This window comes from Novosphingobium sp. (assembly GCF_965228995.1).
GTDB lineage: Bacteria > Pseudomonadota > Alphaproteobacteria > Sphingomonadales > Sphingomonadaceae > Novosphingobium.
Map to the genome: position 1 here is coordinate 1,548,092 of NZ_OZ245852.1, position 17,279 is coordinate 1,565,370.

The following is a 17,279-nucleotide window of genomic DNA, read 5'->3' on the forward strand; positions in this document are numbered from 1 at the left end:
AGAGACCCATGACCACACTCTACCCCAATCTGATCGACGGCGAGATGGTGACCACTGCCAGCGCGCTCGATGTGGTGAACCCGGCGAACGAACAGGTGATCGGCCAGGTGCCGGCTTGCGGCGCCGAAGAGCTTGACCGTGCTGTCGCCGCCGCGCGCCGCGCCTTCAAGACCTGGTCGAAGACGCCGGTCGATGATCGCCGCGCCGTGATCCAGAAGATGGCCGCCGCGATCGACGCCAACTTCGAGGAGCTCTACCGTCTGCTCACCGCCGAACAGGGCAAGCCGCACCAGCAGGCCCAGTTCGAAATCGGCGGCTGCTCGGCGATGATGAACGCGCAGTCGACACTGAACCTCGACGAAACGATCAACGAGGACAGCGAAACCCGCTTCAGCCGCACCCGCCGCGTGCCGGTGGGCGTGGTCGGCGGCATCGTGCCGTGGAACTTCCCGCTGCTGATGGCGGTGCAGAAGATCGCCCCGGCGATCCTTTCGGGCTGCACCATCGTGCTCAAGCCCTCGCCGTTCACGCCGCTGACCACGCTCAAGTTTGCCGAGCTGATCAAGGACATCGTGCCTGCCGGCGTTGTGAACATCATCTCCGGCGAAGATGCGCTGGGCCCGATGATCACCGCGCACCCGGATATTGACAAGATCACCTTCACCGGCTCGACCGCGACCGGCAAGAAGATCATGGAAGGCGCCTCGAAGGACCTGAAGCGCATCACGCTCGAGCTCGGCGGCAACGACGCCTCGATCGTGCTGCCCGATGCCGACGTCGCCAAGGTGGCCGAGCAGCTGTTCTGGTCGAGCTTCACCAACGCCGGCCAGATCTGCGTCGCGGCCAAGCGCATCTATATCCACGAGGATATCTATGACGAGCTGAGCGCGGCGATCGCGGCTTATGCCAAGACCGTGAAGGTGGGCGACGGGTCCGAGCAGGGCACCGGCGTTGGCCCGATCCAGAACAAGAAGCAGTTCGACCGCGTGTGCGAGCTGATCGAGGACGCCAAGGACAACGGCTACAAGTTCCTTGTCGGCGGCGATGTCGATCCTTCGGGCTCGGGCTATTACGTGCCGATCACCATCCTCGACAATCCGCCGGAAGACGCCCGGATCGTGGCAGAGGAGCAGTTCGGCCCGGTCATGCCGCTGATGAAGTTCTCGAGCGACGATGAAGTCATCGCCCGCGCGAACAACTCGGACTACGGCCTCGCCGGTGCGGTGTGGACCAAGGATACCGACCGCGGCGTGAAGCTCGCCGAGCAGCTCGAGACGGGTACGGTGTGGATCAACGAGTTCCTCCACCTTTCGCCGTTTGCACCCTTCGGCGGCCACAAGCAGTCCGGCTTCGGCGCTGAATACGGCGTCGAAGGCCTTAAGGAGTTCACCTACAGCCAGGTGATCACCGTCAAGAAGGACGCGCTGGTTTGATATGAAAAGAGGGCCCTCTCCCCTTGAGGGGAGAGGGTTGGGAGAGGGGGACGCACGTGCTGCGTGCCCCTCTCAACTTCGGCTAAGCGCTTCGCGCCAAGCCTTCGTATCTCTCCCGTGAAGGGGAGAGAGCAGAGAGGTGTTTTCCGTGCCCATCGATATCCAGAAGATCAAAGCCATCGACGTGCACGTGCACGCCGAGGTTTCGTGCCACGATCCGGAAGATCCGGTGATGGGCAAGTTCTTCGATGCGGCTTCGGCCTATTTCAAGGCGCCGCGCGAGCGGCCCAAGATGCCCGAGATCGCGGATATCTACCGCGAGCAGGAAATCGCCTTCTGCATCTTCACTGTCGACTGCGAGAGCGGCATCGGCGCCAAGCGGATCTCGAACTACGAAGTGGCGGAATTCGCTGCAAAGAACGACGATATCTGCATGGCCTTTGCCTCGATCGATCCGCACAAGGGCAAGATGGGCGCGCGCGAGGCGCGTGATTTGATCGAGAACTACGGGGTCAAGGGCTTCAAGTTCCACCACATCATGCAGAACATCGAGCCGGCCGCGCGCGTCGGCTACCCGATCTATGAAGTGATCGCGGAATACGGCTTGCCGGCGATCTTCCACACCGGCCATTCGGGCATGGGCACCGGCATGCGCGGCGGCGCGGGTGTGCGGCTCAAGTATGGCCAGCCGATCCTTGTGGACGATGTGGCCGCCGATTTCCCCGACATGAAGGTGATCCTTGCGCATCCCTCGTGGCCGTGGGTGGACGAAAGCCTTTCGATGGCGCTGCACAAGGACAACGTGTTCATCGACCTTTCGGGCTGGAGCCCGAAGTATTTCGCGCCGCAGATCATCCAGTACGCCAACACGCAGCTGAAGCATAAGATGCTGTTTGGCAGCGACTTCCCGCTGATCCATCCGCAGAAGTGGATCGATGCCGCGCTGAAGGTGGGCTTCAAGGACGAAGTTCTGCCGGGCATCATGAAGGACAACGCACTGCGCGTGCTCGGGCTCGTCTGAGCCGGCATGGTTGAAGATCCGGCCGATATTCGCGGCTGGCAGCGGCTTAGCGGCGAGATCACGACCTCTGGGCGGCTGGAGGAGCATGACGTTGCCCGGCTGGCGGCGCTCGGGGTAAAGCAGGTCGTCAATCTCGCGCTCGATAGCCATCCCGATGCGCTGGCGGATGAAGGCGCGAAGCTGGCGGCGGCGGGGATCGGCTACACGCATATTCCGGTGCCGTTCGATGCGCCGGACGATACGCATTTCGCGGCTTTTTCTGCTGCGCTGGAGGCAGGGCCAAAGCCGGTTCACATCCACTGCATCATGAACTGGCGCGTTTCGGCATTCTTCTACCGGCTCAACCGCGATGTGCGCGCCATGCCCGAAGCGGAAGCGCGCGCGCTGATGGCGCAGCAGTGGGAGCCGGACCGGAGCGACAGTCCCGAATGCGCGGTCTGGGCGCGGTTTATTGCGCCGAGGGCAGACTGATGGATTTTTCCGGCCAGCATGTGGTGATCACCGGCGCTTCGACCGGGATCGGCAAGGCGACAGCTGTGCGCGTGGTGCGCAGCGGGGCGCGGGTGACGCTGATTGCGCGGCGGGGCGAACTGCTGGCGGATCTCTGCGCCGAGCTTGGCGCAGGCGCAGGCTGGGCTGCGGCGGACGTGGGCAGGCAGGACCAACTTGTTGCAGCGCTCGATAGCGCGGCGGCGCAGCATGGACCGGTCGATGCGCTGTTCCTCAATGCGGGGACGGGCGGTACGTTTGCGCCGCTGGAAGCCTATTCGGACGAGAATTTCGATGCGCTGATGGCGGTCAACATGAAGTCTGCATTCTGGGCGGTGCGCCATGTGCTGCCGGTGATGAAGGCACGCAGGACGGGCAGCATCCTGATTACCGGCAGCCTCGCTTCGGAGCGTGGCATGGCGATGAACGTGGGCTATGTGATGAGCAAGCATGCCGTGCTCGGCCTCGCCCGCGCGGCGGCGCTGGAAGGGGCGGCGCACGGCGTGCGGGTCAATTGCCTGGTGCCCGGCTTCATCGAGACGCCGCTGCTGGACGGCGTTCCGCCCGAGCAGCTGACCTCGCTTGCCGCCAATGTGCCGCAGCAGCGACTGGGCAGTTCCGAGGATGTGGCGGAAGTCGCCGCGTTCCTGCTTTCGCGGGCCGCCGCGCATGTCACCGGCCAGAGCTGGGCCGTGGACGGCGGTGTGCTCGGCACTCTTGCGATCAGGTAACCCCATGACACTCAAGTACTATCACGCCGAACCGCTGGCCAATTCGCTCAAATCCATGGCCCCGCTCAAGGAGAAGGGGCTGGCGTACGAGAGCGTGTACGTCGATCTGCACAAGTTCGAGCAGCACCAGCCGTGGTTCACCGCGATCAATCCCGAGGGGCAGGTGCCCGTGCTCGATCATGACGGCACGATCATCACGCACACGACGGTGATCAACGAGTATCTTGAAGACGTGTTTCCCGATGCCCAGCCTGCTGATGGTCCGCTGCGGCCGCGCGATCCGGTGGGCGCCGCGCGGATGCGATACTGGAACAAGTTCGTCGACGAGCAGGTGATGAACTTCGTCTCGATGCACGGCTGGCACCGGATGGTCGGCGTGATTGCCCGCAACATCGAGAGCGGGGAGTTCGAGAAGCTGCTCGAGAGCATTCCGCTGCCCGATCAGCGCAAGAAGTGGGCGACGGCGCGTTCGGGCTTTTCGGAGGCAGACCTCGCCAATGCGACATCCAAGATCGAGTACGCGGTGGACAAGGTGGAGAAGCAGCTGGCCGAAACGCCGTGGCTGGCGGGTGAGACTTACACGCTGGCGGATATCAATTTCTATTCGCACTGCGGGATGATGGTGGAGCGAATGTTCCCCGAACTGGAAATCGCCAAACGCGCGCCGCGCCTCGTCGAATGGCGCGAGCGGGTGACCGCGCGGCCGGGCATGGCGGCGGCGCTCAAGTCTGAGGACCGCACGGCGCCGGGCCTGCGCACATGGTCGGGGCATGTGCGCTGATGGCCGGGTTCGTGCTGATCCATGGTTCCTGGCATGGCGGCTGGTGTTTCGACCCGGTCGCGGACTTGCTGCGCGCGCGTGGGCATGCCGTGGTCGCGCCGACGCTGCCTGCGATGGGCGGGACGGCGGCGGAAATGGCCGCGATCACGCTGGGCGACTGGGGCGAATTTGCTGCGCAGCATTGCCGCGACCTGAAGGCTGAGCTGGGCGGCGCACCGGTGGTGCTCGCGGGCCATTCGCGCGGCGGGCTGGTGGTCAGCACGGCGGCGGAGCGCGACCCCGCCGCGATGGATGCGCTGGTCTACATCTGCGCGATGATGCTGCCTACGGGTGCCTCGCGCGCGGAGTTCAAGGAAATGGAAGAGCCCAATCCTGCGTTCGATGCGATCATCAGCAAGGTGCATGGCGGGGTGGCGACAGTGGTCGATCCCGCGCGCGCCGCGCCGGTTTTTGCGCAGCTTTCGCCGCCGGAACTGGTGGCCGGCGTGCTGCCGCGCCTTGTGGCGGAGCCGCATGGGCCGCGTTCGGAGCCGCTGGCGCTGACGGCGGAGCGCTGGGGTTCGCGCCCACGCACTTATGTCGAGTGCACCGAGGACCGCACGATTCCCATCGACAGCCAGCGCCGCATGCAGGCGATGAGCCCGGGCGCGCGGGTGGTGACATTGGACGCTGATCACAGCCCCTACCTCTCGCGTCCGGTGGAACTCGCCGATGCGCTGGAGGGGGCAATCCCGTCCTGATGGAGACGATCTGATGCGCGAAGTAAGGCTGAGCCCGCAGGGCGATTTCGACAATGCGGCCCGCGATTATGCGCATATCACCGCGCATCCGCTGACCGCCGCGATGGGGGCGGAAATCACCGGGGTGCGGCTGGGGCATGACCTTGCGCCCGAGGCTTTCGACGAAATCCGCGATGCGCTGTGGCGGCACAAGATGGTGTTTCTGAAGGACCAGCACCTCACGCATTCGGAGCATGAGGCGTTCTCCGCGCGGTTCGGGCCGTTTGCGGTCGATGCCTATACGCAAGGGGTGGAGGGGCACCGCAATGTGCACCCGCTGATCAAGGAAGCGGACACGAAGACCAAGGCGCTGTTCGGCAGCGGCTGGCACACCGATTCGCCGTTCCTCGACGAGCCGCCTTCGGTGACGATCCTGCGCGCCATTCAGGTGCCTCCCTACGGCGGAGACACAACCTGGGCGGATACGCAGCTCGCCTGGCGGATGCTGAGCCCCGCAATGCAGGCCATGTTGCGCCCGCTGAAAGTGCATATGTCGGCCGAGGCGAACGTGGCGACGCAGGAGCGGATCAGCGGCAAGCCGATGGCCTTTGCCAATGATGACCGGCGCAGTTCCGCGCTCAATGGCAATTTCCACCCGCTGGTGCGCACGCATCCCTTCACCGGGCTGCCCTCGCTCTATGTGGACGAGGTCTATGCCGTGGGGATCGAGGGGATGACCGAGGCGGAGAGCCGCCCGATCCTCGACATGCTGACGCGGCATGTGACGCAGGCTGGTTTCACCTGCCGCCTGCGCTGGGAACCCGGCATGATCGCGATGTGGGACAACCGCGCGGCGCTCCATCTGGCGCCGAATGATTACGATGGGTTCCGGCGCGAGATGTACCGCACGACGATGGCGGGGGAGCGGCCGGAGTAGGGGGCAACGTGGTGTGTTGCCGCTCTGGCTTCCCGCCTGCGCGGGAATGACGAGGTTTTGGGGTGGGGTTCAACAAGGACAGGCTTTCTCTCGTCATTCCCGCGCAGGCGGGAAGCCAGGGGCGCCAGTTGCCCTCTCAATCCCCGAAGAAATTGAGTTCCAGCAGTACGTTGTTGGGATCGCTGACGAAAATCTGCCTGAGGCCGATGGAGGCCACGGTGTTGAGCTGGAAGGGCGTGCCCAGTGCGCCAACGCGCTCCATCAGTTCGTCGTAGCCCGAGCAGTTGAGCGCGACGTGGTGCACCGCGCCGGTCAGCGCGCCGGGTTCGACGGGACGATCGAAGGCGCGGGGGCAATCGACCGAGTTGATGTGGACGATCGCCTTGCCGCCTGCGTCGTACATCCACTGCGCGTTATCGGGCGTCAGCGGCGGGGGCGCGTTGCGGCGTTCGAGGTTCAGCAGCGCCTTGTAGAACTCGGCGGTTTCATCGAGCTTGTCGGTTATCACGTTGACGTGATCGAGCCAGTTGACCTGCATTGCCTGCTCCCTCACTTAAAGCCCTCTCCCTTTGAGGGGAGAGGGTTGGGAGAGGGGATCTGGCGCAGCGCCAGAGCCCCTCTCAACTTCGGCTAGCGAGCAAGCTCGCATGCCTTCGTATCTCTCCCCTGAAGGGGAGAGAGCAAGGAGTTTCAGCTCCGGAACACCACCGTCTTGGTGCCGTTGAGCAGCGCGCGGTCTTCGAGGTGGAGGCGCACCGCTTCGGCGAGCACGCGGCGTTCCACGTCGCGGCCCTTGCGGACGAGGTCTTCGGGCGTGTCGGCATGGGTGACGGTCGTCACGTCCTGGTGGATGATCGGGCCTTCATCGAGGTCGGTCGTGACGTAGTGGCCGGTCGCACCGATCATCTTCACGCCGCGCGCGTGGGCCTGGTGATAGGGCTTGGCGCCCTTGAAGCTCGGCAGGAACGAGTGGTGGATGTTGATGCAGCGGCCGTTGAGGAACGAGGCCATGTCATCCGAGAGGATCTGCATGTAGCGCGCGAGGACGACGAGCTCGGCGCCGGTTTCGTTCACGATGGCCTTTACCTGCGCTTCCTGCTGCGGCTTGGTGTCCTTCGTGATCGGCAGGTGGTGATAGGGGACGTCGCCCAGCAAGGTGATGTTGAGCGCTTCTTTGGGGTGGTTGCCGATGATCGCGACGACGTCCATCGGCAGTTCGCCGATGCGGGTGCGGTAAAGCAGATCGCCGAGGCAGTGGTCGAACTTGCTGACCATCAGCACGGTGCGGCGCTTGTGCGCGCTATCGCGCATCGTCCATTCCATGCCGAACTGCTGCGCCACCGGCGTGAAGGCGCTGCGCAGCGTTTCCTGATTGCCCGAGCCCGGATCGAGCACCACGCGCATGAAGAATCGGCCGCTTTCGGTATCGTCGAACTGCTGCGCCTCGAGAATGTTGGCGCCCGCCTCATAGAGGTTGCCGGTAACCCGGGCGACGATTCCGGGCCTGTCCTCGCACGAAAGCGTCAGGATCACTGGTGAAGTCATTCAAATCTCTCCCCGTTCACTCGTTCGCTGGGCCGCGCGCCCCATAGGCCGCATGGCTGCTCACCGCCAGCCGTGCGTGATGCCCTGCATGGGGCCTGCACAATTTGGCATTGCGAATCTGTCCTGATATTGTATGTGTTGCATACAAAATTCAACCAGCCATTTTTGATCGGGAGAGACGGCATGGCAGCGAACCTCGAAGAGGTCCTTCAGGGCCAAGGCAATATCGTTGAAATGCTGCGCAATTCGCAGCTTGGGGCCTATGTCTATCCGGTGGTGGCGCCGGAATTCTCCAACTGGCGCTCCGAGCAGTGGGCCTGGCAGCATTCGGCGGTGCTGTTCGACCAGTCGCACCACATGGTGAATCTCTACATTCGCGGCAAGGATGCGGCGAAGCTGCTCTCGGACACGATGATCAACAGCTCGAAGGGCTGGTCGGTCAACAAGGCCAAGCAGTATGTGCCGACGACGCCGTATGGCCACGTGATCGGCGATGGCATCATCTTCTGGGAAGAAGAGGAAAGCTTCACTTATGTCGGCCGCGCGCCGGCTTCGAACTGGCTGCGCTATCACGGCGCGACCGGTGGTTACGATGTCGAGATCGAGCTCGATGACCGTTCGCCGATGCGCCCGATGGGCAAGCCCGTCACCCGCAAGGAATGGCGCTTCCAGATCCAGGGTCCGCAGGCGTGGAACGTGATCGAGAAGCTGCACGGCGGGCCGCTGGAGCAGCTCAAGTTCTTCAACATGAGCACGATGAACATTGCCGGCAAGACCGTGCGCACGCTGCGCCACGGCATGTCGGGCGCGCCGGGCCTCGAAATCTGGGGTCCTTATGCCGAGCAGGAAGAAATCCGCGCCGCCATTCTGGAAGCGGGCAAGGAGTTCGGCCTGATCGCTTGCGGCAGCCGCGCTTATCCTTCGAACACGCTGGAATCGGGCTGGATCCCCTCGCCGCTGCCAGCGATCTACACTGGCGAGAAGCTCAAGGGCTTCCGCGAGTGGCTGGGTGCCGACAGCTACGAGGCTACCGGCTCGATCGGCGGCTCATTCGTGGGTGAGAGCATCGAGGATTACTACCTCAACCCGTGGGAGCTGGGGTACGGCCCGTTCGTCAAGTTCGACCACGATTTCCATGGCCGCGAGGCGCTGGAAAAGCTCAACCCCGCCGAGCAGCGCAAGAAGGTGACGCTGGCGTGGAACCCCGAGGACATGGCGAAGATCACCGCTTCGCTGTTCAACCCGGACGGCGAGCAGTACAAGTTCTTCGACGTGCCGCTGGCGAACTATGCCTCGTCGAATTACGACCGCGTGGTCGATGCGGGCGGCAAGACGGTCGGCGTCTCGATGTTCACCGGCTATTCCTACAACGAGAAGCAGGCGCTCTCGCTCGCGACGGTTGATCCGGAAATCCCGGTCGGCACCGAAGTACGCGTGGTGTGGGGCGAGCCCGATGGCGGCACGCGCAAGACCACGGTCGAGCCGCACAAGCAGATCGAAGTGCGCGCGATCGTTTCCTCGGTGCCCTACAGCCGCGTGGCGCGCGAGAACTACGCGGAAGGCTGGCGCACCGGGCGCTGATCGAGGTTTGGGGTAGCACTCACAGCTCCCCCAAACCCGTCCACCCTGAGCTTGTCGAAGGGCTGCTTTTTGCTTGGGCTTTGCACATGCCGCGAAGTGAAGTGCGGTCCTTCGACAAGCTCAGGACGGGCGGGGTTTTGTGAACGACTCTTGAGGCAAATTCCCATGGCCACCCCCCTGATCCATCCCAATTGGGACAAGCCGCCGCTCGGGATTACCGAGGGCTTCAGCCTCGAGATGACCGCGAAGGACGAAGGCTCCTTGCGCGATGCTGCGCCGCTGATCCCGGTCGATACACCGATCGCGGTCACTTTCCTGCCTGGCGAGGATGTCGCCGCGCGGGTCAGGGCGACTGTCGCAGTGCGCGAGCTTGGTTTCGAGCCGATGCCGCACTTTTCGGCACGGCGGATCACCTCGGAAGATGATTTCGAGGGCTATCTCAAGGCCGTGGTCGAGCAGGCGGGCGTCTCCCGCGCGTTCATCGTTGCGGGCGATCCGCCCGAGCCGGTCGGGCCGTATTTCGATACTTCGGCGCTGATTGCCACAGGTGCGTTCGAGCGCAGCGGGATCAAGGCCATCGGCATCGGCGGTCACCCCGAAGGGCATCCCAACATGACCGAACAGCAATGTTGGGACGTGCTGGTGAAGAAGGTCGCCGAGATCGAGGCGCGCGGCATGGCGCCGCTGATCGTGACCCAGTTCGGCTTCGATCCCGATGCATTCCTCGCCTGGCTGCTGAAGCTGCGCGCGCTCGGGATCGATGCGCCGGTGCGGATCGGCGTGCCCGGGCCGGCGGGGATCAAGCGGCTGCTGACCTTTGCCGCGCGCTGCGGCGTGGGCGCCTCGACCGCGGTGCTGCGCAAGTACGGCATCTCGGTCACCAACCTTCTCGGCAACGCGGGGCCGGACAAGCTGGTCGATGCCTTTGCGAAGGGCCTCGGGCCGCAGCATGGCCGCGTGCGGCTGCACTTCTACCCCTTCGGCGGCATGGTGAAGACGCTGGAGTGGATCCATGCCTACAACGTCAAACACGGGATTTCGGCATGACGGACTATGTGCTTGTCCACGGGGCCTGGGGCGGCAGCTGGGGCTATGACCGGCTGGCCCGCGAACTGCGCGCCGCCGGGCACCGCGTCGTGCTGGCGCAGCTGACCGGGCTCGGCACGCGCAAGGGCGAGTTTCACCCCGGCATCACGCTGACGACGCATATCGATGATGTGGTGAACCAGATCGCCTCGGCCAAAAGTGCGACTGGGGGTTTCGACAAGTTCGTGCTGGTCGGCCATTCCTATGGCGGGATGATCGTGACGGGCGTGGCGACGCGGCTGGGCGCGCGGATCACGGCGCTGGTCTATCTCGATGCGTTCCTGCCGCAGGACGGCCAATCGCTGTGGGACCTGACCGGCGACTTCGAGCACAATCACTATATCGGCAGCCAGAAGTTCACCCCCGCCGCAGTCGCGCCGCTGCCGGGGCTGGAACATCCGGGGCTTTCGCCGCATCCGCTGCTGACTTTGCTCGAAGCGGTGAAGCTCACCGGCGAGGAAGCCAAGGTCGGCCGCCGCATTTATGTCTTCGCGAATGCCTGGGAGCCGACGCCATTCCGCCAGTTCGTGGCGCGGGTGACCAGCGAGAAGGGCTGGGAATACCACGAGGCCAAGGCCAGCCACGACGTGATGGGCGACCAGCCCGAACAGACCTTGCAGATCCTGCTCAGCTGCGCCTGAGCGCGCGTGTCCGCTGCCCGGCATGACCGGCAAATGACCGCGAGTTCATTTGAAACCTGACCCCCAGAAACGGTAAATCCCGGTTACAATTTCAGGGGCCGAAAGGGTAGAGAATGGAAATCAGAGTTGCTGGTGACGCGCGTATCGATGTGCTGCGTAACGATGATGGCTATAGCCGCGCGGTCGCGACCGTGGCCCTTGCCGAAGGCGAAGTTCTGGCGCCGTTCGGCGCGCGCGAGACGCTTTCCACGCCTAACTACCTGACAGTGCAGACCGGGCCGGACACGCATATCCTGCTCTCGCCCGAGCACCTGCAGTACATTAACCATAGCTGCGATCCGAACGTGTTCTTCGATACGACGCGGATGGAGATCATCGCCTTGCGCGCCATCACACCGGGCGAGGAAGTGCAGTTCTTCTACCCCTCGACCGAATGGACAATGGACCGCGCGTTCGATTGCCTGTGCGGTAGCAGCGCGTGTCTCGGCCGCATTGCCGGCGCCGATCAGCTCGATGCCGATGCGCTGGAACGCTATGCCTTCAACCAGCACATCCTCGACCGGCTGGCCGAGCGGCTGGCGGAAGCGGCCTGATCCTTCAGTAATCCGCCGCGCGCGATTTGGCGCGAGCCTGCGCGAACGCGTCGCGGCGGAACTTCTCGAAGGCGACCCGCTGGTCGTGGCCGGGGTCCTTCGGGTAGTCCTGATACTCGCCGATGATCTCGTCGAAGATCTCGCGCATCTCTTCCTTGTGATCGGGATGGCTGAAGATGTGGAGGCGGTTGGCCTTCATCGCCTCGATCACGCGCGCGCCGATCACATCGGGCTCCATGCCGAATTCGTGGATGCCGGCTAGCCGCTCTACCGCTTCGCTGTTCACCGGCTTCATCGCGCCCTTGAGTTCGTCCGGGCGGATATCGTCGCTGGCGTAGATGTAGCTTTTGACCAGGCCGGGGCAGAGCACCGAGACGCCGATCTCGTACTGCAGCAGCGAGTAGTGTAGCGATTCCGAAAGGCCGCGCACGGCGAACTTGGTGGTGTTGTAGATGCCGGGCGTGCCGGCGGCGAGGAACGCGGCCATCGAGGCGGTATTGACCACGTGGCCGCCCTTCTGCTCGCCCGCCTTGATCCGCTCCACCATGCGCGGCACGAACGTCATCACCCCGTTGATCACGCCGTGGAGATTGACGCCGAGGAGCCAGTCCCAATCATCGTAGGAGCTTTCCTCGATCGGCTGGAACAGGTTGACGCCCGCATTGTTGCACAGGATCGAAACGGGGCCGAACTTGGCCTCGACCTCGTCCGCTGCCGCCTTGAACCCGTCGCGGCTGGCAACATCGAGCTGGACGCCCATGACCTCGCGGTTGTCGAGGCTGGTGAGGGCCTTGTCGATCGAATCCTGGCGGATATCGGCGATGGCGACCTTGCAGCCCTCATTGAGGAGCTGGCGGACGAGCCCGATGCCGACGCCGTTGGCGCCGCCGGTGACGAAGGCGGTGCGGCCTGCGAAGTCTTTCATGCTGCGTCTCCCATGCGCGCGGCCTTCAGCGCTTCCTGCCGGGCGATCTCGGCGGTGATCGCCGGATTGCGGAAGAGCATCGCGAAGGTCTGCTTGTACTCGGCGTTTTCGGGGAGGTGGGTCTGCACCGCGGCCGTGGTCGCTTCGCCGCGTTCGCGCACGCCGGCGAGGAATTCGCTGTGGGTGAGGATGTAGAGCTCGTCGTTGAGGATGCCCTCCAGCACGCGCTGCCCGACTTCCTCCTTGGTCTGGTAGAGGTGCATGAAGTTCCCGCCCGAGGCGCGGCGCTTGTCGGCCTCGGCATAACCGGTTTCGGCAAGGTCTGCGGGGCGCGTCTTGCCGGCTTCGGCGATGTTCGATTGCACCGCGCCCGGGCAGAACGCCGAGCAGATCACGCCGCGCGCCTCAAGTTCGGGGCGCATGCATTCCATCATCGAGGTGACGGCGGCCTTGCCGCTGGAATAGATCGTCGTCCCGCCAACCGGCACCAGCGCAGACATCGAAGCGGTGTTGACGATGTGGCCGCCCTCACCATGCGCGAGGATGCGCGGGAGCATGGTGACGATGCCGTTGATCGTGCCGCCCAGATTGACGCCCATGACCCAATCCCAATCGGCAAACGTCGCGAGTTCGGTGGGGCCGACCACCGCTACTCCGGCGTTGTTGCAGAGGATATGGATCTTGCCGAATTTCGCCTCGGCAGCGTCTGCGGCAGCGGCGAAAGCGGCGCGGTCGGTCACGTCGAGCCTCAGCGGCAGCACCCTTTCGCCGCCCGCGAGTTCGGCCTCGGCGGCGGCGAGATGATCGTCGCGGATATCGGCGATCACCACGTTCATGCGCGCGCCGAGGAGCGCCTTGGCGATGCCAAGGCCGATGCCGCTGGCGCCGCCGGTGATGAAGGCCGTCTTGCCGGGGAGGTTCTGCATGGTCGCTCTCCTGGGATGGTGAAGGCTTTGCTGACTCCACCGATTGTTAGATTGCCTTTTCTATTCACCACGCCGAGATTGTATGCAAGACTAACAATTATTTTTGGCACGAGTTCGAGACGAAAAGGCTCCGGCGATTCCAGCGCGGGGCTACCGGACGAGAGGAATGACGATGGCGGGACCGACGGTTGTGGCCGATCCGGGGGCAGCGACAAGCACTGGCGGGGAGCGCGAATGGCCCTCCACAGGAGCGGCCTACTGGGCGCTCACGGTGATCGTGTTGGCGACTTTCATCACCTTCTTCGATGCGGTGACGTTCGGCATGCTGGCCGAGCGGATCAAGCACGATTTCGGCCTTACGGATTCGCAGCTGGGCTTTCTGGCCGGGCCGGCGAGCATCATCTGCTACCTCTTCGTGGGGATTCCGCTGGCGCGCCTCGCCGATATCTATCCGCGCAAATATGTGCTGGCGGGCGGGGCTGCAGTTGTGGGCATCATCATCTCGCTGGGCGGCCTCGCGCAGACTTTCGTCCAGTTCGTTGGCAGCCGGGTGTTTCTGGCAGCAGGCGGATCGGCGCATGCGCCTTCGTCGTACTCGTTGCTGGCCGATGCGTTCCCGCCGCAAAAGCTGACCCGCGCCTTCGCGCTGCTGCAGTTCGGCTTCATCGGCGGGACGGTGCTTGGCCCGCTGATCGGCGGCAAGCTGGTGGTGATGTCGGCCAGCTGGGCGCCGACCGTACTGGGGCCGCTGACGATCCGGGGCTGGCAGTGGATCCTGATCGTGATGGGGCTGCCGGGCCTGCTCGTGGGGCTGCTGTTCCTGACAGTGAAGGAGCCCGCGCGCCTTGCCCCTGCGCCCGATGCGCCGCAAGTGCCGCGGGATGCGGGGCTGGCGCGGCGCGTCCTCACCTTCATGGGCCTCGATGCGCTGCGGGCGATCAATGCCAAGCCGCGCGTCTACTACCCGCTGTTCGGTGCGCTGGCGCTGAGCGCGGTCGAGGTGTTCGGGCTGCAGTTCTGGCGGGTGCCGTTCATGGTGCGCACGTTCGGTTGGGACGAGGCGCAGATCGGCGCTGCGCTGAGCGTGACGGTGCTGGTGGGATCGCTCGCGGGCCTGCTGCTGGGCAGCGGACTCGTGGAATGGCTGGCGAAGCGGCACAAGGACGCCAATGTGCGCGCCGCCGCGATCTGCTTTGCAGGCACCACCGTGAGCACCATCGCCGCGATCCTGATGGCGACGCCGTGGGCTTCGATCATCCTGTTCGGGCTTTCAGGCATGTTCGGCATGGCTGGAGCCGTGCCGCAGAACGCTGCCGTCCAGCGCGTCGCGCCCAATGCCATGCGCGGGCAGGTGACGGCGATCTACTTGTTCATGTTCACCTTCTTCGGCGCGATGGGCAGCTTCGTGGTGGGCCGCGTACAGGATGTGATCGTCGGCGATCCGCACCAACTGTGGAAGGCGCTGCTGATCACCGCGGGCACGCTACTGCCGCTCGCCACCCTGCTGATGATCCGTGCGATCAAGCCCTACCGCGAGGAAGTGGAGAGGCTGGAGGCGGCCGGAAGCTGAACACAATGGGCGTTGACAGCAGCGTGCCTCGTCGCGATTGTTAGGTATACAAACGAATTGGGAGAATCCGGATGTCCGAAGATCGTATCGCCGCGCTGGAAGGCAAGCTGGCCGAACTGGAGCGCCGCCTCACCGTGCGTGAGGACGAGCTCGACATCCGCAAGCTGCAGCACCTCTACGGCTACCTGATCGACAAGTGCCTCTATCTTGAGACGGCGGACCTCTTCACACCTGATGGCGAAGTGCGCTTTTTCGGCGGAGTTTGGAAGGGCCAGGATGGCGTGCGGCGGCTCTATTGCGAGCGGTTCCAGAAGCGCTTCACCTATGGCAACAACGGCCCGATCGACGGCTTCCTGCTCGATCACCCGCAGCTGCAGGACATCATCCACGTGCAGGCGGACGGCGTCACCGCGCTCGCCCGCGCGCGCTCGATGATGCAGGCCGGACGGCACAAGGACTACGAAGGCGATGCCCCCCACCTCAAGGCGCGCCAGTGGTGGGAAGGCGGCATTTACGAGAACACCTACAAGAAGGTGGACGGGGTGTGGCGCATCCACATCCTCAACTACATGCCGCAGTGGCACGCCGATTTCGAGCATGGCTGGGCCAACACGCCGCACGAATATGTGCCGTTCCCCAAAGTGACCTACCCCGAAGATCCGACCGGGCCCGACGCGCTGATCGAGGATCACTGGCTCTGGCCGACGCACAAACTGGTGCCCTTCCACATGCCGCATCCGGTGACGGGGGAGGAAATCGTGGCGCAGCGCTGGCAGGGTGATATCGACCGGGAAAAGGCCGCGAAGGGTTAGAGCTTCCGCCAAAACGGGGGTAGGGCGCAATTTCGGCGTCCGCAAAGGAGATACTTCGTGACCGCTTATCCTTCGCTGCACATGATCATCGCCGGGGAGCGCGTCTCCGGCGGCGGGCGCCGCACCCATGCGGTCGTCAATCCGGCCACCGGCGAGACCATCGGCGAACTGCCGCTGGCGGAGCCCGCTGATCTCGACCGTGCGCTCGAGGCGGCGCAGCGGGGTTTCAAGTTGTGGCGCAAGTCCACCCCGCAGCAGCGCGCGGCGGTGCTCAATGGCGCGGCGCGGCTCTTGCTGGAGCGCCAGGAGGACCTCGCGCGGATCGCTACGCTGGAGCAGGGCAAGCCGCTGGCGGAAGCACGCATCGAAGTGCTGATGAACGTGGGGCTGTTCCAGTTCTACGCGGGCGAAGTGTTTCGCATCTATGGCCGCGCGCTGGTGCGCCCGGAAGGCATGCGCTCAACCGTGACGCACGAGCCGGTGGGGCCGGTGGCGGCCTTCGCGCCGTGGAATTTCCCGCTCGGCAATCCGGGGCGCAAGCTCGGCGCGCCGATTGCGGCGGGGTGTTCGGTGATCCTCAAGGCAGCGGAGGAAACCCCGGCCTCGGCGCTGGGCGTGCTGCAGTGCCTGCTCGATGCGGGGTTGCCGCCCGATGTGGCACAGGCGGTGTTCGGCGTGCCGGATGAAGTGAGCCGGCACCTGCTGGGCTCCCCGATCATCCGCAAGCTGAGCTTCACCGGATCGACGGTGGTGGGCAAGCACCTCGCCAAGCTCGCGGCCGACGACATGAAGCGCACAACGATGGAGCTCGGCGGACACGGCCCGGTGCTGGTCTTCGGCGATGCCGATCTGGACCGCGTGCTCGATACGGTCGTGACGCAGAAGTACCGCAACGCAGGGCAAGTCTGCGTGAGCCCGACGCGGTTTATCGTCGAGGAAAGCGTCTATGGACGCTTCCGCGATGCCTTTGCCGAGCGGGCGAAGGCGATCACCGTAGGCAACGGGCTGGACGAGGCGACCCGCATGGGGCCAATGGCCAATCCTCGCCGACCCGAAGCGATGGACCGGCTGATCGGCGATGCCGTGCAGCGCGGCGCGAAGCTGCATACGGGCGGCGAGCGTGTCGGCAATGCGGGGTTCTTCTATGCGCCTTCGGTGCTGTCGGACATTCCGCTCGATGCTGCGGTCATGAACGAGGAGCCGTTCGGCCCTGTCGCGCTGATCAATCCCTATGCCGGCGAAGAGGCGATGATCGCCGAGGCGAACCGGCTGCCCTATGGCCTCGCCGCCTTCGCCTGGACGCAAGACGGCAAACGCCAGCAGCGGCTGGCGCGCGAGATCGAGGCGGGGATGGTGGGCATCAACACCAACATGATCGCGGGCGCGGATTCGCCCTTCGGCGGCGTGCGCTGGTCGGGCCACGGCGCGGAAGATGGGCCGGAAGGCGTGCTTGCCTGCATGGTGACCAAGGCGGTTCACGAGGGATAGG

At 64.6% G+C, this 17,279-nt stretch carries 18 protein-coding genes; 14 read left to right on the forward strand and 4 right to left on the reverse strand.

Features of this window, described 5'->3' with window-relative positions; translation table 11 throughout:
• Positions 1–8 precede the first annotated feature (8 nt).
• The 7 genes from ACO056_RS07320 to ACO056_RS07350 all read left to right on the forward strand — a co-directional run bounded on the left by ACO056_RS07320 (position 9) and on the right by ACO056_RS07350 (position 6,111).
• Complete coding sequence (locus ACO056_RS07320; protein WP_421854010.1) at positions 9–1,433, forward strand: aldehyde dehydrogenase family protein; 1,425 nt, start codon at positions 9–11, stop codon at positions 1,431–1,433.
• Positions 1,434–1,581: 148 nt separating this feature from the next.
• Positions 1,582–2,454: an amidohydrolase family protein gene (locus ACO056_RS07325; protein WP_421854013.1), complete on the forward strand. Its 873-nt coding sequence runs from the start codon at positions 1,582–1,584 to the stop codon at positions 2,452–2,454.
• Positions 2,455–2,460: 6 nt separating this feature from the next.
• The gene (locus ACO056_RS07330; RefSeq protein ID WP_421854015.1) at positions 2,461–2,925 is read left to right on the forward strand and encodes a beta-lactamase hydrolase domain-containing protein; all 465 of its coding nucleotides are present in this window, start codon (positions 2,461–2,463) and stop codon (positions 2,923–2,925) included.
• A complete protein-coding gene (locus tag ACO056_RS07335; protein WP_421854018.1) occupies positions 2,925–3,674 on the forward strand; it encodes an SDR family NAD(P)-dependent oxidoreductase in 750 nt (249 codons plus the stop codon). The genes ACO056_RS07330 and ACO056_RS07335 overlap by 1 nt, the downstream gene beginning before the upstream one ends.
• 4 nt (positions 3,675–3,678) lie before the next feature.
• Positions 3,679–4,455 (forward strand): glutathione S-transferase family protein, encoded by a 777-nt coding sequence (locus ACO056_RS07340; RefSeq protein ID WP_421854021.1) that lies wholly within the window; start codon positions 3,679–3,681, stop codon positions 4,453–4,455.
• Positions 4,455–5,195, forward strand: coding sequence for an alpha/beta fold hydrolase (locus tag ACO056_RS07345; protein WP_421854024.1), 741 nt, complete (start codon positions 4,455–4,457; stop codon positions 5,193–5,195). Before ACO056_RS07340 ends, ACO056_RS07345 begins: the two co-directional genes overlap by 1 nt.
• 13 nt (positions 5,196–5,208) lie before the next feature.
• Complete coding sequence (locus ACO056_RS07350) at positions 5,209–6,111, forward strand: TauD/TfdA dioxygenase family protein (protein ID WP_421854027.1); 903 nt, start codon at positions 5,209–5,211, stop codon at positions 6,109–6,111.
• Positions 6,112–6,247: 136 nt separating this feature from the next.
• Here the strand turns inward: ACO056_RS07350 and ACO056_RS07355 are convergent, their stop codons facing one another.
• Both ACO056_RS07355 and purU read right to left on the reverse strand, forming a co-directional pair.
• Positions 6,248–6,664: a VOC family protein gene (locus ACO056_RS07355; protein ID WP_421854030.1), complete on the reverse strand. Its 417-nt coding sequence runs from the start codon at positions 6,662–6,664 to the stop codon at positions 6,248–6,250.
• A 137-nt stretch (positions 6,665–6,801) separates the two neighbouring features.
• Positions 6,802–7,656 (reverse strand): formyltetrahydrofolate deformylase, encoded by an 855-nt coding sequence (purU, locus tag ACO056_RS07360; RefSeq protein ID WP_421854033.1) that lies wholly within the window; start codon positions 7,654–7,656, stop codon positions 6,802–6,804.
• A gap of 183 nt (positions 7,657–7,839) precedes the next feature.
• Here purU and ligM point away from each other — a divergent pair, with 183 nt between their 5' ends.
• From ligM to ACO056_RS07380, 4 genes are all read left to right on the forward strand, one after another.
• The gene (gene ligM / locus ACO056_RS07365) at positions 7,840–9,237 is read left to right on the forward strand and encodes a vanillate/3-O-methylgallate O-demethylase (RefSeq protein WP_421854036.1); all 1,398 of its coding nucleotides are present in this window, start codon (positions 7,840–7,842) and stop codon (positions 9,235–9,237) included.
• Positions 9,238–9,402: 165 nt separating this feature from the next.
• Positions 9,403–10,284, forward strand: a complete 882-nt coding sequence (locus ACO056_RS07370; protein WP_421854039.1) for a methylenetetrahydrofolate reductase — start codon at positions 9,403–9,405, stop codon at positions 10,282–10,284.
• Positions 10,281–10,964, forward strand: a complete 684-nt coding sequence (locus ACO056_RS07375) for an alpha/beta fold hydrolase (protein ID WP_421854042.1) — start codon at positions 10,281–10,283, stop codon at positions 10,962–10,964. Before ACO056_RS07370 ends, ACO056_RS07375 begins: the two co-directional genes overlap by 4 nt.
• A gap of 113 nt (positions 10,965–11,077) precedes the next feature.
• Positions 11,078–11,557 (forward strand): SET domain-containing protein-lysine N-methyltransferase, encoded by a 480-nt coding sequence (locus ACO056_RS07380; RefSeq protein ID WP_421854045.1) that lies wholly within the window; start codon positions 11,078–11,080, stop codon positions 11,555–11,557.
• Positions 11,558–11,561: 4 nt separating this feature from the next.
• Here ACO056_RS07380 and ACO056_RS07385 read toward each other — a convergent pair whose 3' ends face one another.
• Entirely contained in the window at positions 11,562–12,482 is a 921-nt protein-coding gene (locus ACO056_RS07385) for an SDR family NAD(P)-dependent oxidoreductase (RefSeq protein ID WP_421854048.1), read from the reverse strand.
• The gene (locus tag ACO056_RS07390; protein WP_421854051.1) at positions 12,479–13,408 is read right to left on the reverse strand and encodes an SDR family NAD(P)-dependent oxidoreductase; all 930 of its coding nucleotides are present in this window, start codon (positions 13,406–13,408) and stop codon (positions 12,479–12,481) included. The genes ACO056_RS07385 and ACO056_RS07390 overlap by 4 nt, the downstream gene beginning before the upstream one ends.
• A gap of 172 nt (positions 13,409–13,580) precedes the next feature.
• Here ACO056_RS07390 and ACO056_RS07395 point away from each other — a divergent pair, with 172 nt between their 5' ends.
• The 3 genes from ACO056_RS07395 (at position 13,581) to ACO056_RS07405 (ending at position 17,278) form a co-directional block, all read left to right on the forward strand.
• Complete coding sequence (locus ACO056_RS07395) at positions 13,581–14,978, forward strand: MFS transporter (RefSeq protein WP_421854054.1); 1,398 nt, start codon at positions 13,581–13,583, stop codon at positions 14,976–14,978.
• 71 nt (positions 14,979–15,049) lie between these two features.
• Positions 15,050–15,790 carry a nuclear transport factor 2 family protein gene (locus ACO056_RS07400; protein WP_421854057.1) on the forward strand — a complete coding sequence of 247 codons (741 nt, stop codon included), beginning with the start codon at positions 15,050–15,052 and terminating at the stop codon, positions 15,788–15,790.
• 57 nt (positions 15,791–15,847) lie between these two features.
• Positions 15,848–17,278, forward strand: coding sequence for an NAD-dependent succinate-semialdehyde dehydrogenase (locus ACO056_RS07405; protein ID WP_421854060.1), 1,431 nt, complete (start codon positions 15,848–15,850; stop codon positions 17,276–17,278).
• The last annotated feature ends 1 nt before the right edge of the window (position 17,279 follow it).